Annotated in this window: 16 protein-coding genes; 12 read left to right on the forward strand and 4 right to left on the reverse strand. The window is 66.7% G+C overall.

Translation table 11 applies throughout. From position 1 onward, the window contains the following. Positions 1-45: 45 nt before the first annotated feature. The 4 genes from remB to dnaA form a co-directional block, all read right to left on the reverse strand. Positions 46-294 (reverse strand): extracellular matrix regulator RemB, encoded by a 249-nt coding sequence (gene remB / locus K5554_RS02710; protein WP_221039615.1) that lies wholly within the window; start codon positions 292-294, stop codon positions 46-48. Positions 295-420: 126 nt separating this feature from the next. After that, positions 421-1,527, reverse strand: a complete 1,107-nt coding sequence (gene recF, locus K5554_RS02715; RefSeq protein WP_221039616.1) for a DNA replication/repair protein RecF — start codon at positions 1,525-1,527, stop codon at positions 421-423. A gap of 11 nt (positions 1,528-1,538) precedes the next feature. Continuing rightward, complete coding sequence (gene dnaN / locus K5554_RS02720) at positions 1,539-2,648, reverse strand: DNA polymerase III subunit beta (RefSeq protein ID WP_221039617.1); 1,110 nt, start codon at positions 2,646-2,648, stop codon at positions 1,539-1,541. Positions 2,649-2,896: 248 nt separating this feature from the next. Further along, entirely contained in the window at positions 2,897-4,237 is a 1,341-nt protein-coding gene (gene dnaA / locus K5554_RS02725; protein ID WP_255565477.1) for a chromosomal replication initiator protein DnaA, read from the reverse strand. Positions 4,238-4,504: 267 nt separating this feature from the next. On the opposite strand from dnaA, the gene rpmH reads away from it, so the two are divergent. The 12 genes from rpmH (at position 4,505) to K5554_RS02785 (ending at position 14,024) form a co-directional block, all read left to right on the forward strand. Continuing rightward, the gene (gene rpmH / locus K5554_RS02730; protein ID WP_221040498.1) at positions 4,505-4,639 is read left to right on the forward strand and encodes a 50S ribosomal protein L34; all 135 of its coding nucleotides are present in this window, start codon (positions 4,505-4,507) and stop codon (positions 4,637-4,639) included. A 94-nt stretch (positions 4,640-4,733) separates the two neighbouring features. Then, positions 4,734-5,084 carry a ribonuclease P protein component gene (rnpA, locus tag K5554_RS02735; protein ID WP_221039618.1) on the forward strand — a complete coding sequence of 117 codons (351 nt, stop codon included), beginning with the start codon at positions 4,734-4,736 and terminating at the stop codon, positions 5,082-5,084. After that, complete coding sequence (yidD, locus tag K5554_RS02740; RefSeq protein WP_221039619.1) at positions 5,077-5,337, forward strand: membrane protein insertion efficiency factor YidD; 261 nt, start codon at positions 5,077-5,079, stop codon at positions 5,335-5,337. The genes rnpA and yidD overlap by 8 nt, the downstream gene beginning before the upstream one ends. Positions 5,338-5,352: 15 nt before the next feature. Next, positions 5,353-5,991, forward strand: coding sequence for a YidC/Oxa1 family membrane protein insertase (locus K5554_RS02745; RefSeq protein ID WP_221039620.1), 639 nt, complete (start codon positions 5,353-5,355; stop codon positions 5,989-5,991). Beyond that, positions 5,978-6,643 (forward strand): RNA-binding cell elongation regulator Jag/EloR, encoded by a 666-nt coding sequence (jag, locus tag K5554_RS02750; protein ID WP_221039621.1) that lies wholly within the window; start codon positions 5,978-5,980, stop codon positions 6,641-6,643. Before K5554_RS02745 ends, jag begins: the two co-directional genes overlap by 14 nt. Positions 6,644-6,700: 57 nt before the next feature. Then, positions 6,701-8,080 carry a tRNA uridine-5-carboxymethylaminomethyl(34) synthesis GTPase MnmE gene (gene mnmE, locus K5554_RS02755; protein ID WP_221039622.1) on the forward strand — a complete coding sequence of 460 codons (1,380 nt, stop codon included), beginning with the start codon at positions 6,701-6,703 and terminating at the stop codon, positions 8,078-8,080. Positions 8,081-8,100: 20 nt separating this feature from the next. Then, the gene (gene mnmG, locus K5554_RS02760; protein WP_221039623.1) at positions 8,101-9,975 is read left to right on the forward strand and encodes a tRNA uridine-5-carboxymethylaminomethyl(34) synthesis enzyme MnmG; all 1,875 of its coding nucleotides are present in this window, start codon (positions 8,101-8,103) and stop codon (positions 9,973-9,975) included. Further along, the gene (rsmG, locus tag K5554_RS02765; protein ID WP_221039624.1) at positions 9,972-10,718 is read left to right on the forward strand and encodes a 16S rRNA (guanine(527)-N(7))-methyltransferase RsmG; all 747 of its coding nucleotides are present in this window, start codon (positions 9,972-9,974) and stop codon (positions 10,716-10,718) included. Before mnmG ends, rsmG begins: the two co-directional genes overlap by 4 nt. A gap of 106 nt (positions 10,719-10,824) precedes the next feature. Continuing rightward, a complete protein-coding gene (locus K5554_RS02770; protein WP_255565479.1) occupies positions 10,825-11,727 on the forward strand; it encodes a ParB/RepB/Spo0J family partition protein in 903 nt (300 codons plus the stop codon). A gap of 64 nt (positions 11,728-11,791) precedes the next feature. Continuing rightward, positions 11,792-12,307 carry a nitroreductase family protein gene (locus K5554_RS02775; RefSeq protein ID WP_255565573.1) on the forward strand — a complete coding sequence of 172 codons (516 nt, stop codon included), beginning with the start codon at positions 11,792-11,794 and terminating at the stop codon, positions 12,305-12,307. Continuing rightward, positions 12,291-13,277, forward strand: a complete 987-nt coding sequence (locus K5554_RS02780; RefSeq protein ID WP_221039626.1) for a threonine/serine dehydratase — start codon at positions 12,291-12,293, stop codon at positions 13,275-13,277. The genes K5554_RS02775 and K5554_RS02780 overlap by 17 nt, the downstream gene beginning before the upstream one ends. A gap of 78 nt (positions 13,278-13,355) precedes the next feature. Next, complete coding sequence (locus K5554_RS02785) at positions 13,356-14,024, forward strand: S-layer homology domain-containing protein (protein ID WP_221039627.1); 669 nt, start codon at positions 13,356-13,358, stop codon at positions 14,022-14,024. Positions 14,025-14,144 lie beyond the last annotated feature (120 nt).

Raw genomic sequence — 14,144 nt, forward strand, 5'->3', positions numbered from 1 at the left:
CCACAAGAAGAGGCGGCCAGGCCTCAGCCTTCAGCCGCCCCGCGCTTAACCGGCGAGGAGGGATTTGCTCCGGCCGGCCAGGGTGAGAGAAGAGATCGGTGTCAGGTAACCCCGTTCGCCGGTAAGAACCAGCGCTTTGGGTTCCCCCTCTCCCACCTTGGTCAGGTAGCCCTCATCGCGGCTGATTTCCATGAACTCGCGGGTGGCCACGCCCTCGCCGGCGGTTCTAAGGTCGAGGATCATGATCACGTCCCGGGTTGGGACCACCACATCGTCGCCGATGTGAAGGAACATGGGCTGTCACTCCTTTTCATGCTGTACCTCTACGCCGCCACGGCGGCACTGCACAGGTAAAAGCTTCTTGCCCGGGATGGCCCCGGGAACGGCCTAAGCCCCAGCCTCTTTTCCTTCTGGAACAGCTCACAGGGCCGTCAGTTCGCCCCCCGCCACCTGCCAGCGCACGGCGCCGGGCAGGCGGGCCGCGGCCGTCTCTTCGGTAGCGGTGAGAAAGGTTTGGCCCCCCTGGGCGGCGTGGCGGGTGAGGTAGGTGCGGCGTTCCGGGTCCAGCTCCGAGTAAACGTCGTCCAGAAGAAGCAGCGGGCTTTCCCCGGTGGCAGCCTTGATGTACTCCACCTCGGCCAGCTTCCAGGCCAGGGCCGCCGTGCGCTGCTCGCCCTGCGAGCCATAGCTTCTGAGCTCACGCCCCGCCACGCTGAAGGCGATCTCGTCGCGCTGGGGACCGCTCAGGGTGATCCCGCGGCGCAGCTCCTCGCGGCGGCGCTGGGCCAGTTCGGCCGCCAGGGCCGCTGCAATCGCCGGTAGAGCGGCGCCGGCCGGGAAGGGTACGTTCGGCAGGTAGCTTACGCTGAGCGGCTGCCCGCCGCTCAGCTCCCGGTGCCGCGCGTCCGCCCAGCGCGCCAGCTCGGCCAGCGCCCGTGCGCGCCTGAGAATCACTTCGGCCCCGTGGCCGGCCAGCTCTTCCTCCCAAGCGGCCAGGGCAAGTTCGCTCCCGGCCGTCGGCGGAAGGTGCTTTAAGGCGGCGTTGCGCTGGCTGAGGGCGCGGTTGTACTCGCGTAGGTGGTGGTAGTAAGCGCGGCTGGTTTGCAGAAGCAGCAGGTTCAGCGTGTGGCGGCGCACCTGGGGCGGGCCTTTCACCAGGGCCAGGTCTTCAGGGGAAAAGATCACGGCGGTAACCTCCCCGAAGAGCTCCGCCAGGCGCAGGTGCTCCGTGCGGTCCAGGGTGAGGGTTTTGCCGCGCGGCGCTTCCCAGCGCACCACCAGGGAGGTTTCACCGCTCGCCTTAACGATGCGCCCGCCCACGGCAAAGGCAGCAGTGCCGAAGCGGGCCAGCTCGGCGTCGCGCGGGGTACGAAACGACTTGCCCGTCGCGAGAAAGAAGATGGCCTCCAAGAGGTTGCTTTTGCCTTGGGCGTTGGCGCCGCTCAAGATGTTGAGCCCGGGCGCCGGCTCCCACTCCAGCGCTGCCCAATTGCGGAAGTCGGCCAGCCGCAGTTGCTTAAGAAACACGCGTACCTCCCCTACACCGCAGCGCGCACGGTGACCGGCATCACCAGATAGCGGTAGCTGGAGCTGCCCGGGAGCGAAATAACCGCAGCACTCTCGGGGCCGGTAAACTCAAAGAGGACTTCCTCCGCCGCCAAGATCCGGAGCGGCTCGATCAGGTAACGCCCGTTAAAGGCGACGTCCAGCTCTTCGCCCTCGACCGCCGCCGGCAGCTCTTCTTCCAGGCGGCCCACATCCGCACTCTGCGCCAGAACCTTGATGCCGCCCGGGTAAACGTGAAGGTGCACCGCGCTCATTTTTTCCGCCGACAGGAGCTCCGCCCGTTCCAGCGCCGCCAGGAGCTCCAGGCGTTTCACCCGGGCGCGGAGAGAAAACTGCCGCGGCAGCACGCTCTCGTAGGGCAGGTATTTGCCCTCCACCAAGCGCGAGATGAGGGCCCAGTTCTCGCTGTGAAAAAGGAGCTGGCTCGACGCCGCCGCGATGGTGATCTCCCCGGCTCCTCCCGCCAGCCGGGCCAGCTCCTCCAGGCTGCGCGCCGGAACCAGGTACTCGCCCTCCGCGCCGGCGCCGGGAAAGGCCCCTTCAGCGATGGCCAGCCGGTGGCCGTCGGTGGCCACCAGGCGCAGCGTATCGCCCCGCAGGGAGAAGAGCACCGCCGTAAGCAGCTGGCGCAATCCGTCGCGCGCCGCCGCAAAGCTCACCTGTTGAATCAAGGTGCGCAGCGCCGGCTCCGGCACGCGCGCCAGCTCCGCCGCTTCTGCCGGCACCACGGCCGGAAAATCGGCGGCCGGCAGGGTCAAGAGTTCAAAACGGGACGCTCCGGCGGTCACCAGGACGCGCTCTTCGCCCTGGTTTTCCGCCAGGGTCAGCTCGCCTTCGGGCAGGCTGCGCAGGATGCCCACCAAGTAGCGCGCCGGCAGGAGCACCTGCCCTTCTTCCCTAATCTGCGCGGGGAAGCGCGCCTCTATCCCGAGCTCCAGGTCGGTACCGCTTACGGTCACGCCTTCCGGTGTCGTAGTGATGAGGAGGCCGGTCAGCGCCGGAATGGTACTTTTGGGAAGGACCGCCCGGAGTGTGGCCTGGGCGGCGTTGTAGAAGGGATCGCGCGCACAGGTAAGATTCATCTTCCTCTCCTCCACCTAAGGCTTTGCGCTTTATCCACAGGGCGTGTTACTACGAAGGTGGTAGTAAGACAGAGGTTAAAAAGACAGCGTAGCATTAGTAGAGGCCTGTGGAAAAAGCAGAGAAAACGGGAAAAAAGCTTGTCCACAGGTATCATGCAGTGGAAAAAAGCGTCGCAGGTGTGGACAAGCAGTGAAAAATATGGGGAAAAAAGTAGAGCGGCGGCGAAGAAAAAGGTTATCCACAGCGTTTAGCCGGCTTTGTCCTGGATGGCCTCCCGCAGGCGCTTGATGGTGCTCCTTAAGTTCGGGTCGGTCTGGAGAATGGCGGCGATCTTCTCGCAGCCGTGGAGGACGGTGGTGTGGTCGCGGCCGCCGAATTCGTCGCCGATCTTCGGCAGGGAAGCGTCGGTGAGTTCGCGTGCCAGGTACATGGCGATCTGCCGGGGCTCGGCGACGTTGCGGGTACGGCGCTTGGCCCTGAGGTCCTCCGGCCGCAGGTGGAAGTACTCCGCCACGACGCTCTGAATGCGGCTGATGGTGATGGGTTGGCGGCGGTTCTCCGGAAGGATGTCGCGCAGGGCCTCTTCGGCCAGAGCGGCGCTCACCTCGGCCTGGTGGAGCTGGGCGTAGGCTACGAGGCGGATCAGGGCGCCTTCGAGTTCCCGGATGTTGCTGGTGATGCGGGTGGCGATGTACTCCAAGGCGTCGTCGGGCACGGTGAGGTTTTCGAGTTGAGCTTTTTTGCGCAGGATGGCGACCCGGGTTTCCAAGTCGGGCGGCTGGATGTCGGTGATGAGTCCCCACTCGAAGCGCGAACGCAGCCGGTCTTCCAGGGTGGAAAGCTCCTTGGGCGGGCGATCGCTCGAGACGATGATCTGGTGGTTCGCCTCGTGCAGGGCGTTGAAGGTGTGGAAGAACTCCTCTTGGGTGCGCTCTTTATTTTCTAAAAATTGGATATCGTCGATCAGAAGGACGTCCTTCTCCCGGTATTTGGCCCGGAAGCTGTTGATCTCATCGTCCTTGATGCAGTTGATAAGTTCGTTGGTGAAGGTTTCCGAGGAGACATAGACCACGCTCATCTCGGGGTTTTTCGCCAGGATGTAGTGTCCGATGGCGTGCATGAGGTGCGTTTTGCCCAGGCCGACGCCGCCGTAAATAAAAAGCGGGTTGTAGGCGCGCGAGGGGGACTCCGCCACGGCCAGAGCCGCGGCGTGGGCGAAGCGGTTGCTGTTGCCGACGACGAAGGTATCGAAAACATACTTGGGGTTGAGCTGGGGGCGGTCGCCCGCAGCCGGGCGGGCTGCCGCCGGGCTGCTCGGGGCCGCGGCCGGCTCGTCGTCGCCGGGAAGGAGGTAATGGACCCTGAGGTCGCCGGCGCCCGTTTCCCGGAGGGCGCGCTGCACCAGGCTGGCGTACGAGGTTTCGAGCCACTCGCGCGTGTAGGCGTTGGGCACGGAGACAAGGAGGTTGGTCCCCACGATGGCCACGGCGCGCGTGGGGCGCAGCCAGTTGTCGAAACTCGTCCGGCCGAGCTCTTGCTCCATAACGGCGAGAGCGGAACGCCAGACTTCCAGAGCGGATTGCGGCAAAGGAACACCCTCCTTCAAAGGGTTGCTGCACAAGTTATACACAGGTTTATCCACAAGGTGTGCATAAACCTGCGGATAACGGTAACACTGAAGGTAGAAACCGACAGATTTGCTAAGCTCAGGATCATAATAGCACAGATATCCACAGGTCGGCAACCGGGACAAAGGTACTGGGGTAGGCGGGGGAAAAGCTTGACAGGGGAAGAGGCCTCAAGTATAATTTTTCTAAAGCGCTATGGGAAAAAGAGCGGAAGGAGAAACTCCATCGTGAAGAGAACATACCAACCCAATCGCAGACACCGGCAGAAAACCCACGGGTTTTTGGTGCGTATGAGCACAAGAGGCGGTCGGAGGGTTTTGGCCCGGCGGCGCGCTAAGGGCCGCAAGAGGATTTCCGCCTGAGGTGAGGAGATCGCGGGGCTAGGCGGGGCAGGACCTGAAACCTGGCCCCTTTTCTTGTCAGGGGCGGGCCGGCCCGGGGTAAGGAGGGGCGGCGGTGCGTGCGGAAACGCTGCAGCGCAATGAGGAGTTCCAGGAACTTTACCGGCACGGGCGCTCCTACGTCGGAAGGTGCGTGGTGGTGTATGCCCTCGCGCGGGGGGCGGGAGGCACCCGGGTCGGTTTTACGGTGGGTAAAAAGGTCGGGCACGCGGTGGAGCGAAACCGCGTGCGCCGGCGCTTGCGCGAGATCTACCGCCTGCTCTACCCGGAGCTCGCTTCCGGTTTCGACCTCGTGATTGTGGCGCGGGGACGCGCCAAGGCGGCGCCGCACGGTGTGCTGGCGGGCGAGCTGAAGGGGCTTCTGCGGCGGGCCGGTGTACTGGCGGGGGAAGAGAAGAATGCTTAAGACGGCGCTCCTGCTGCTGATCCGCTGTTACCAGCGCTTTATCTCCCCGCTTTTGGGACCCCACTGCCGGTACCGGCCCACCTGCTCGGCGTACGCCTACGAGGCGGTGCGGCGGTACGGGCCGCGGCGGGGAGGTTGGCTGGCGGTGCGGCGCATCCTGCGGTGCCACCCGTGGGCGGCGGGCGGTTATGACCCGGTGCCTGAGGAACTGGTCCGCAAAGCAGGCCCTGCTGGCCGGAGCAACTGCTCTTGAGAAGGAGGGGATGAGGTGAAGGCCCTCGGTGATGCCATGTTCTGGGTGCTGGAGTTCTTATACGGTTATCTACACAATTACGGGTGGGCGATCATCGGGCTCACTGTTCTGGTGCAGCTTGTTGTGTGGCCCCTGACGCGGCGCCAGACCAGAAGCATGCTGGCGATGAAGGAGCTGACACCTAAGCTTCAGGAGCTACAGAAGAAGTATAAGAACCAGCCGGAGAAGCTCAACAAAGAGATGCTCGCCCTGTACAAAGAGCACGGGGTCAACCCGCTCAGCGGTTGTCTGCCGCTCCTGCTGCAGTTTCCCATTCTGATCGCACTCTTTAACGTGCTGAGGGCTTACCCTTATCCGGTGGACGCAGCCGGCTTTCTCTGGATCGCAGACCTGGGCAAGGCCGATCCTTGGTACATTCTCCCTCTACTTACGGTGATCACCACCTACATCTCGCAAAAGCAGGTCACCAGCGATCCGAAGCAGGCGCAGATGCTGGTGGCCATGCCGCTTGTCATTGGTTGGATGGCGACGCGTTTTCCCGCCGGGCTGGCGCTTTACTGGGTGGTGCAGAACGCTGTGCGCATCGCGCAGCAATGGTGGGATGCGCGCACGCTCGTGGTGAAGGGGGAGTTGGCGCGAAGTGAAGAGCGTTGAAGAAACAGGGCGCACGGTGGACGAAGCGGTGGCACAGGCGCTGCGAAAACTGGAACTGCCGAGAGACAGAGTGGAAGTGGAAGTGCTGGAGGAAGGTAGCCGCGGCCTCCTCGGTATCCTGGGGAGCCGGCCGGCGCGGGTGCGCGTGAGCGTGCGGCCGCAGGCGGCGGAGCAGGCCCGGGAGTTTATGGAAAACGTTGTGCGCGTCCTCGGCATTGCGGCCAAGGTGAGTGCCGTTCAGGGGGCGGAAGCGCTCGAGGTGGAGGTTGAAGGCGAAGACGTCGGGGCGCTCATTGGGCGGCGCGGGCACAGCCTGGACGCCTGGCAGTACCTGGTGAACCTGGCGGCCAACAAAGGAGTGGAGCGGCCGGTGCGCGTGCTGCTGGATGTCGCCGGCTACCGCAGGCGGCGCAAGGCGGCGCTGGAAAACCTGGCGCGGCGCACCGCCGAGCGCGTGAAGACGAGAAAGCGCAGCGTCGTTTTAGAAGCGATGCCGCCGGCCGAGCGGCGCATCATCCACCTGGCCCTGCAGGACGATCCTGACGTGATCACGCTGAGCGAGGGCCGGGATCCATACCGCCGTGTGGTGATCAGCCTGCGCGGCAGGGAGCGCGAGGCGCGCGGGCCGCAGGCCGGAGAAGAAAAGGAATAGCAGGCAACGAACCCAGTGAAGCTTTCGCTGGGTTTTTCGTTAGGGGGATGGAGGTCGATGAAGGAAGACACCATCGCCGCCATCGCCACCGCGGTGGGGGTAGGTGGGATTGGTATCGTGCGCGTGAGCGGTCCGGAGGCGCTGGGGGTGGGCGACCGGGTTTTTCGCGCCCGCCGCGGCGGTAAGGTGAGCGAGCAGCGCACGTATACGGCGCGTTACGGCCGGGTGGTAGACCCGCGGACGGGGGAAGCCATCGACGAGGCCCTGGCGCTGGTGATGCGCGCACCGGCTTCCTACACCCGCGAGGATGTGGTGGAGCTGCACTGCCATGGCGGGCCCGTGGCGCTCAGGCTGGCCTTAGAGGCGGTCTTGGCCGCCGGGGCGCGGCTGGCGGCCCCCGGCGAGTTCACGGAGCGGGCTTTTTTGCACGGGCGCATTGACCTCGCCCAGGCGGAGGCGGTGGCGGATATCATCCGCGCCCAAACCGATGCCGGCCTGGCGGTGGCACGGCGGCAGCTGGAGGGGCGGCTCTCGGCGGCGGTGCGGCGCGTGAGCGAAGAGCTCCTGGCGCTCGCGGCGCAGCTGGAGGTGGGCATCGACTTCCCGGAGGACGACATCCCGGAGCTTGCGCCGGCGGAGCTGGCAAAGCGCCTGGAAGGGGCCGCTCGGGAGCTCGAGCGGCTCTTGGCCGGCGGTAGGCGGGGCCGGGTGCTGCGCGAGGGCCTGCCGACGGTGATCGTGGGCAAGCCCAATGTGGGAAAGTCGAGCCTCCTCAACGCCCTGGTGGGGGCGCGGCGGGCCCTGGTGACGGAGGTGCCGGGGACCACCCGGGATGTTATTGAAGAGGTGGTGGACATCCGGGGCGTACCGGTGCGGCTCCTCGATACGGCCGGCATCCGCGAGACCAGCGACCGGGTGGAAAAACTGGGCGTGGCGGCGACGAAGGAGCGCTTGGCAGAAGCGGCCCTGGCGCTTTTTGTGCTGGACGCCGCGCGCGGCTGGGAGAAGGAGGACGAGGCGATCTGGTCGCTCTGCGCCGGGCGCAGCAGCTTGGTGCTGCTCAATAAGATGGACGTGGGCGGGCGGCTCACGCCGGAAGAGGCCCAGAGGCACTGCCCGGGGGCGAAGGTGATCCCGCTGTCGGTGAAAGCGGGCTGGGGACTGGAGGCGGTGGAAGAGGCCATCGCCGACTTGGTGTACGGCGGCACCGCCGAAATGGAGCATGCCGGGGTGAGCAACATCCGCCACCTGGAGGCCCTGGAAGAGGCACGTCAGAACCTCAGGGAGGCGCTGGCGGCGGTTTCCGGCGGCCTGACGCTCGACGTGGTGAGCACGCTCGTGCGCGCGGCGCGGCTGGAGTTGGGCAAGATCACCGGGGAGACGGCCGATGAGGCGCTCCTTGAGCGGATATTCAGCGACTTTTGCGTGGGAAAATAGGGCAAAGCGAGGCGGCTTGAATGGATGGCGGGAAGTACGATGTCATTGTGGTGGGGGCGGGCCACGCCGGCTGCGAGGCGGCGCTGGCGGCGGCGCGCATGGGTTGCCGGACGCTGCTTGTGACGCTGAGCCTGGAACACATCGCCCTGATGCCCTGCAACCCCTCGGTGGGGGGGCCGGCCAAGGGCCACCTGGTACGGGAAATTGATGCGCTGGGGGGCGAGATGGCGCGCAACACGGACCGGTCGTACCTGCAGCTGCGGGTGCTTAACACGAGTAAGGGCCCGGCGGTGCGGGCGCTCCGGGCGGTGTGTGACAAGGAACTCTACCGGCGCCGCATGCGCCAGACGCTTTACCGGACGGCGGGGCTCGACGTCAAAGAAGCGGCGGTGGCGGAGCTTTTGGCCCCGGGCGGGCGGGTGGCCGGCGTCCGGACGCGCACCGGGGTGGTTTACCGGGCCCCGGCGGTGGTACTGACCACCGGGGTGTACCTGCGCAGCGAGATCTTCATCGGCGAGCTGAAGTACGAAGGGGGACCGCAGGGGCAGCCGGCGGCGCAGGAGCTCACCGCTTCGCTGACGCGCCTGGGCCTGGAGACGGGGCGCTTCCGCACCACCACGCCGCCGCGCGTTGCGGGGCATACCGTGGATTACAGCCGGCTCAGCCAGCAGCCGGGCAGCGAGGAGCCGCTGGCTTTTTCCTTCTGGGACGAGCCGCGGCGCCGCCGCCAGCTGCCCTGCTGGCTCACCTACACCAATGAGCGGGCGCATGCCTTGATCCGGGAAAACGTCCGGCGCTCCCCCTTCTCTGTGGATACCTGGGAGGGCGCCGAGCCGCGTTACTGCCCTTCCATCGAAGGGAAGGTGATGAACTTCCCGGAGCGGCAGGCGCATCAGATCTTCCTCGAGCCGGAGGGTTGGAACACGGACGAGGTGTATGTAATGGGGCTGTTCACCAGCCTGCCGGAGGAGGTGCAGCTTAAGGTGCTGCGCGCACTGCCGGGACTGGAACAGGTGGAACTCATCCGGCCGGGGTACGGTATCGAGTACGATTACCTGCCGCCCACACAGCTCAAGGCGAACTTAGAAGCCAAGGCGGTGCAGGGGCTCTTTTGCGCCGGACAGCTCAACGGCACCTCCGGCTACGAGGAGGCAGCGGCGCAGGGGATCATGGCCGGCATCAACGCCGTGCGCTACGTTAGGGGAGAGGAGCCGTTCGTGCTGGGCCGGAGCGAGGCATACATCGGCGTCCTCATCGACGATCTGGTGACCAAGGGCCCGAAAGAGCCGTACCGCATGCTCACCTCGCGGGCGGAGTACCGGCTGCTGCTGCGCTCCGATAACGCGGACCTCAGGCTCTCTGACTACGGGCACGCGCTGGGGCTGCTCCCGGAGGAGCTGTACGGGCGCTTTTGCGCCAAGCGGGCCGCCATCGCGGCGGAGAAGGAGCGGCTGGAGAAGGTGCGCCTGGTGCCGGGCAGCGAGGTGAACGCGGCCCTGGCGCGCCTGGGGAGCGCACCTTTGGAGCGCCCTGCGACGCTGGCGGAGCTCTTGAAGCGGCCGGAGCTCGGCTATCAGGACGTGGCGAGCCTGGCCCCGCCGCCGGTGCCGGTGGCGCCGGCGGTGGCACAAGAGGTGGCGGTGGAGATTAAGTACGCCGGGTACATCGCCAAGGAGGAGCAGCAGGTGCGGCAGTTCGCGCGGCTCGAGGGGCGGCGGCTGCCGGAGGAAATAGATTATGCTGAAATCCGGGCCCTTTCGGCGGAGGCGCGTGAGAAACTGGCGCGCACTCGACCGGCCACCCTGGGGCAGGCGGCGCGGATTCCGGGGGTTTCGCCGGCGGACATCAGCGTGCTGCTGGTGTATCTCAAGGGTAAGGGGCAGGCGGGGCAATGACGACGGGCGCAGGAGATGTGTGGGGCAAACCGGGATTACGGGCGCTCGTGAAAACGGGGGCGGCGGCGCTGGGGGCGGATCTGAGCGACGCGGCGGTGGAGCTGTTGCTGTGCTACGGCCGAGAGCTGACGCGCTGGAACGAGCGGGTGAACCTGACGGCGATCACGGAGCCGCAGGCGGTGATAACAAAGCACTTCCTCGATGCCTTGAGCGCTCTGCCTTACCTGCCGGCGGGAGCGGTGCCCTTGGTGGATGTAGGAACGGGGGGCGGGCTGCCGGGGCTGGCGCTCAAGCTTGCGCGGCCGGAGCTCAAGCTCGTGCTGCTGGAGAGCGTCGGCAAGAAGGCCGAGTTCCTGCGCCGCGCGGTGGAGGCGCTGGGGCTGAGCGGGGTGCGCGTGTATCAGGGACGGGCCGAGGAGGCAGGTCGGGACCCGGAGCTCCGGGAAGGCTTCGCTGTGGGCACGGCGCGGGCCGTGGCGGCTCTCCCCGTTTCGGCCGAGCTGGTGCTGCCGCTGGTTCAGGTCGGGGGGCTGTTCATCGCCTTCAAGGGGCCGGCGGTGCAGGAAGAGGTGGAAGCCGCTGCCCGGGCCTTTTCCGTGCTGGGCGGTAAGGTGGAAGCGGTGCGGGAGCTGGCGCTGCCGGGCGGGGCCGGGCGGCGCGCGCTGGTGCTGGTACGCAAGGTAGCTCCCACCCCAGCGGCCTACCCGCGGGCGGCGGGGAGGCCGGCCAAGCGACCGTTGTAGTGCGGCGCGGGAGCTGCCTCCCCGGGTCCATTTTTTGTTAAGCGGGAGGAATTTTCTACCACCCGGCGAATTAAAGTACAGAAAGACCTGAAGAGGCGGTGCCGCGGTGAAGGAGCGCTTGGCCAAGCTTTTGGGGCTGGGGGAACAGAGCCGCAGCGAGGTGCGCGAGATCCCGCTGGGGAACATCCGGGCTAATCCCTTTCAGCCCCGGCGCGAGTTTAGCGAAGATGAACTCTTGGAGCTGGCGGCCAGCATCGAGGCCTACGGCGTGTTGCAGCCGGTGCTGGTACGCCCGGTGGGGTCAAACTATGAGCTTATCGCCGGCGAGCGGCGCGTGCGGGCCTGCCGCTTGCTGCACCGGGCCACCATTCCGGCCATGGTGCGGGAGCTGAGCGACCAGGACGTGGCCCTCTTGGCGCTCCTGGAGAACCTGCAGCGGCAGGATCTATCCTTCTGGGAGGAGGCCGAGGGTTACGCGCGCCTTCTGAGCGAGTTTGGCCTGACGCAGGAAGAGTTGGCGCGGCGCCTGGGTAAGAGCCAGTCCACCATCGCGAATAAGCTGCGGCTTTTGCGGCTGCCCGACAGCATTCGCAACCATATTTCCCGGGAAATACTCACGGAACGACACGCCCGGGCGCTGCTTAGACTGCCCGATGCGGCGAGCCAGGAGAAACTGGCCCGGAAGATTGTCGCCGAGCGGCTTACGGTGCAGCAGACGGAAGAATTGGTGGCGAGCACCCTGTCGGGCCGGGAGGAACGCGCGCCGCGGCCGCGGGTGGTGCGGGTTTACAAGGACATCCGCCTCTTTTTGAACAGCGTCCGGAAGGCCGCCGGGGAGCTCGAGAAGGCGGGGCTTCAGGTGGCGGTGAGCGCGCGGGAAAGCGAGGATGGCTGGGAGGTGCGGGTGGTTATCCCGAAGTGGCGGCAGGAAAAAGAGCCTTCGGGAGCGAAAGGGAGGGAGAGGGCCCCGGAAGGGGCGGGGGATCAGGGAGGCGGCGGCACACGCTGACGCGCCGGCGCCGGCCGGCGAAACCCGGGCCCCCGAAGAAGAGGAGGCGTAATGCGTGGAGCTGATGGAGGTTATTGCGGGACGGCGCAGCGTGCGGCACTTCCGGCCGGATCCGGTACCACCGGAAAAGGTAGAGCTTTTGGTGCAGGCGGCGAACTGGGCGCCGTCCTGGCGCAACCTGCAGGGCTGGCGGCTGTTTGTACTGCAGGGAGAACGAAAGCGCGAGCTTTTGGCAGCGGTGCCCGAGACGAACCGGGGCCGCAGCGGCCTGGAGGAGGCGCCGCTGGCGCTGGTACTGGTGGCCGATCCGGAACAGTCCGGCACGCGGGAGCATAAGCCGTACTACCTGTTCGATGCCGGTCTGGCCTTCGCGCACCTGGCTTTGGCGGCGTGGAATGAAGGACTGGGGACGTGCTGTATCACCTGGTTCCAAGAGGAGAAGGTGCGTTCGCTTCTCAAGCTGCCGGCCCACCTGGCAGTGGTGGCGCTTTCCCCGCTCGGCTACCCGGCGGAGACGCCGGCGGCCCCGGCGCGCCGGCCCTGGAAGGAGCAGGTGATTTTTCTTGACGAAGGAAATTAGGCCGGCCGATGTCTTTGCGGCCGCGCGGCGTATCGGGCCGTACGTAAGGCGTACGCCCCTGGAGCGCTGCTGGGCGCTGGAGGAGGAGTGCGGCCGGCCGGAGGTATATCTTAAGCTGGAGAACCAGCAGCGAACGCGCTCCTTCAAGCTGCGGGGGGCGCTGAACCGGGTGCTGGCGCTGAGCCCGGCGGAACGCAGGCGGGGGATTGTGGCTGCTTCTTCAGGCAACCACGGGCAGGGCGTGGCCTTAGCCGCGGCGCTTACGGGTGTTAAGGCTACAGTGGTGGTGCCGGAGGTAACCCCGCGGGTTAAGGTACGGGCGGCGGAGCGCTGGGGTGCGGAGGTGATCTGCCGGGGGAGCAACTTCGATTTGGCGGAAGAAGCGGCCTGGGAGCTCAGGGGCGAACGCGACGCCACCTTCGTTCACCCCTGTACTGACCCGGAAGTGATGGCCGGCCAGGGCACGGTGGGGCTGGAGATCATGGAGGAGCTTCCCGAGGCCGGTACCGTGGTGGTGCCGGTGGGCGGCGGCGGGCTCATCGGCGGGATCGGGGTGCTGCTTAAGGCGGTGCGGCCTGCAGCTAAGCTCGTCGGCGTCCAGGCTGCGGCCTCGCCGGCGGTATACGAGGCCTTCAAGGCCGGACGGGTGGTGCCCAGTCCCGTGGGTGAGACGCTGGCCGAAGGGCTGGCCGGGAACGCCTATGAGGAGACCTTTCCCCTGCTCCAGAGGCTGGTTGACGAGCTGGTGCTCGTCTCCGAGGCGGAGATTGCCCGGGCGATGGCCTGGTTGGTCCTCAAGGCCGGCCAGGTGGTGGAGGGCTCCGGGGCTGTGGGCGTCGCTGCGCTCCTGGCCGGAAAGCTTTCCCTGGGGGCGGGGCCGGCGGTTTTCGTGTTGAGCGGCGGCAACGTGGATGCGGCGACGCTCCAGCGGATTGTGGCCCGGGAGGGCAGGGCCGACGCAGCCGGGTGAGGCAGGGCATAAAGAGAAGGGCGCACGCGCCCTGGCTGCACAGGTAAGTGTCGCAATAGTCAAAAAGGGGTGTCAGCGGTGCTGAAGGCGCTGAAGCGGAAAGCGTTGTGCTGGTTGGTCCTGACGTTGGCGCTGTTGGAGGCGGCGGTGCCCGCCCGGGCGGATGATGCTGTGCTGGGCCGGGTGGGCGCAGGAGAGACTCCTGCACCGAAAGAAGCGCACTGGGCGTGGGCGCCGGCCAAGGCCCTGCTGGATGCAGGGATCGGCGGCGCGGAGCTGCGCGCGGCCCTGGAGTCCGAGACGGGCCTGAACCGGGCGATCACACCGCTGGAGTGGAACGCGTACGTGGCGCGGGCGGTAGGCGAAGAACCGGGAGCGGGGGAGACAGGCGGGCGGCGCTACTGGCTGTATGCTTACACGGCGGACGAAGCCGGAGGCGGGCGCTCGGTGGTGTCGCGCGGCTATGCGGCGGCCGGGCTCGCGAAGATCGGTAATATGTACGGCTTTATTTCCGGCTCCGGCGGAGCGCTCGAGCACTTGAGGCGCTTTAAGGACTGGGGCTGGCTGGAGGAAAAGGGCTACGCCGGCCCCTGTGAGGAGATGGCGGCGGCCGGGATCCTCACGGGGTACCCGGATGGGACCCTCCGCCCAGAGGCCCCGCTGACGCGCGGCGAGGCAGCGGCGCTCCTGAAGGGCTGGTTTGAGTATTGGGAAAAGCTGCAGGGAAAAAAGCGGGGGCGGCACTGAGCCTGTCCCTTTCTCCATCGGGAAGGACAGGTGCGCCCGAACGCTGAGCGAGGCGGGTGCGTTCGGCCCGGCGGTGGTCCGGGGCGCAGGGGAATCCCCCCGCGGGCGGAAAACCTTTGC

The organism is Gelria sp. Kuro-4 (assembly GCF_019668485.1).
In the GTDB taxonomy this organism is placed as follows: domain Bacteria; phylum Bacillota; class DTU030; order DUMP01; family DUMP01; genus DUMP01.

What these genes read in the sequence shown, in the direction of transcription:
- remB (WP_221039615.1), bottom strand. Translation starts at nt 294, where the DNA reads ATGTTCCTTCACATCGGCGACGATGTGGTGGTCCCAACCCGGGACGTG.
- dnaN (WP_221039617.1), bottom strand. Translation starts at nt 2,648, where the DNA reads ATGAATCTTACCTGTGCGCGCGATCCCTTCTACAACGCCGCCCAGGCC.
- yidD (WP_221039619.1), top strand. Translation starts at nt 5,077, where the DNA reads ATGCTTAAGACGGCGCTCCTGCTGCTGATCCGCTGTTACCAGCGCTTT.
- mnmE (WP_221039622.1), top strand. Translation starts at nt 6,701, where the DNA reads ATGAAGGAAGACACCATCGCCGCCATCGCCACCGCGGTGGGGGTAGGT.
- mnmG (WP_221039623.1), top strand. Translation starts at nt 8,101, where the DNA reads ATGGATGGCGGGAAGTACGATGTCATTGTGGTGGGGGCGGGCCACGCC.
- rsmG (WP_221039624.1), top strand. Translation starts at nt 9,972, where the DNA reads ATGACGACGGGCGCAGGAGATGTGTGGGGCAAACCGGGATTACGGGCG.
- K5554_RS02775 (WP_255565573.1), top strand. Translation starts at nt 11,792, where the DNA reads ATGGAGGTTATTGCGGGACGGCGCAGCGTGCGGCACTTCCGGCCGGAT.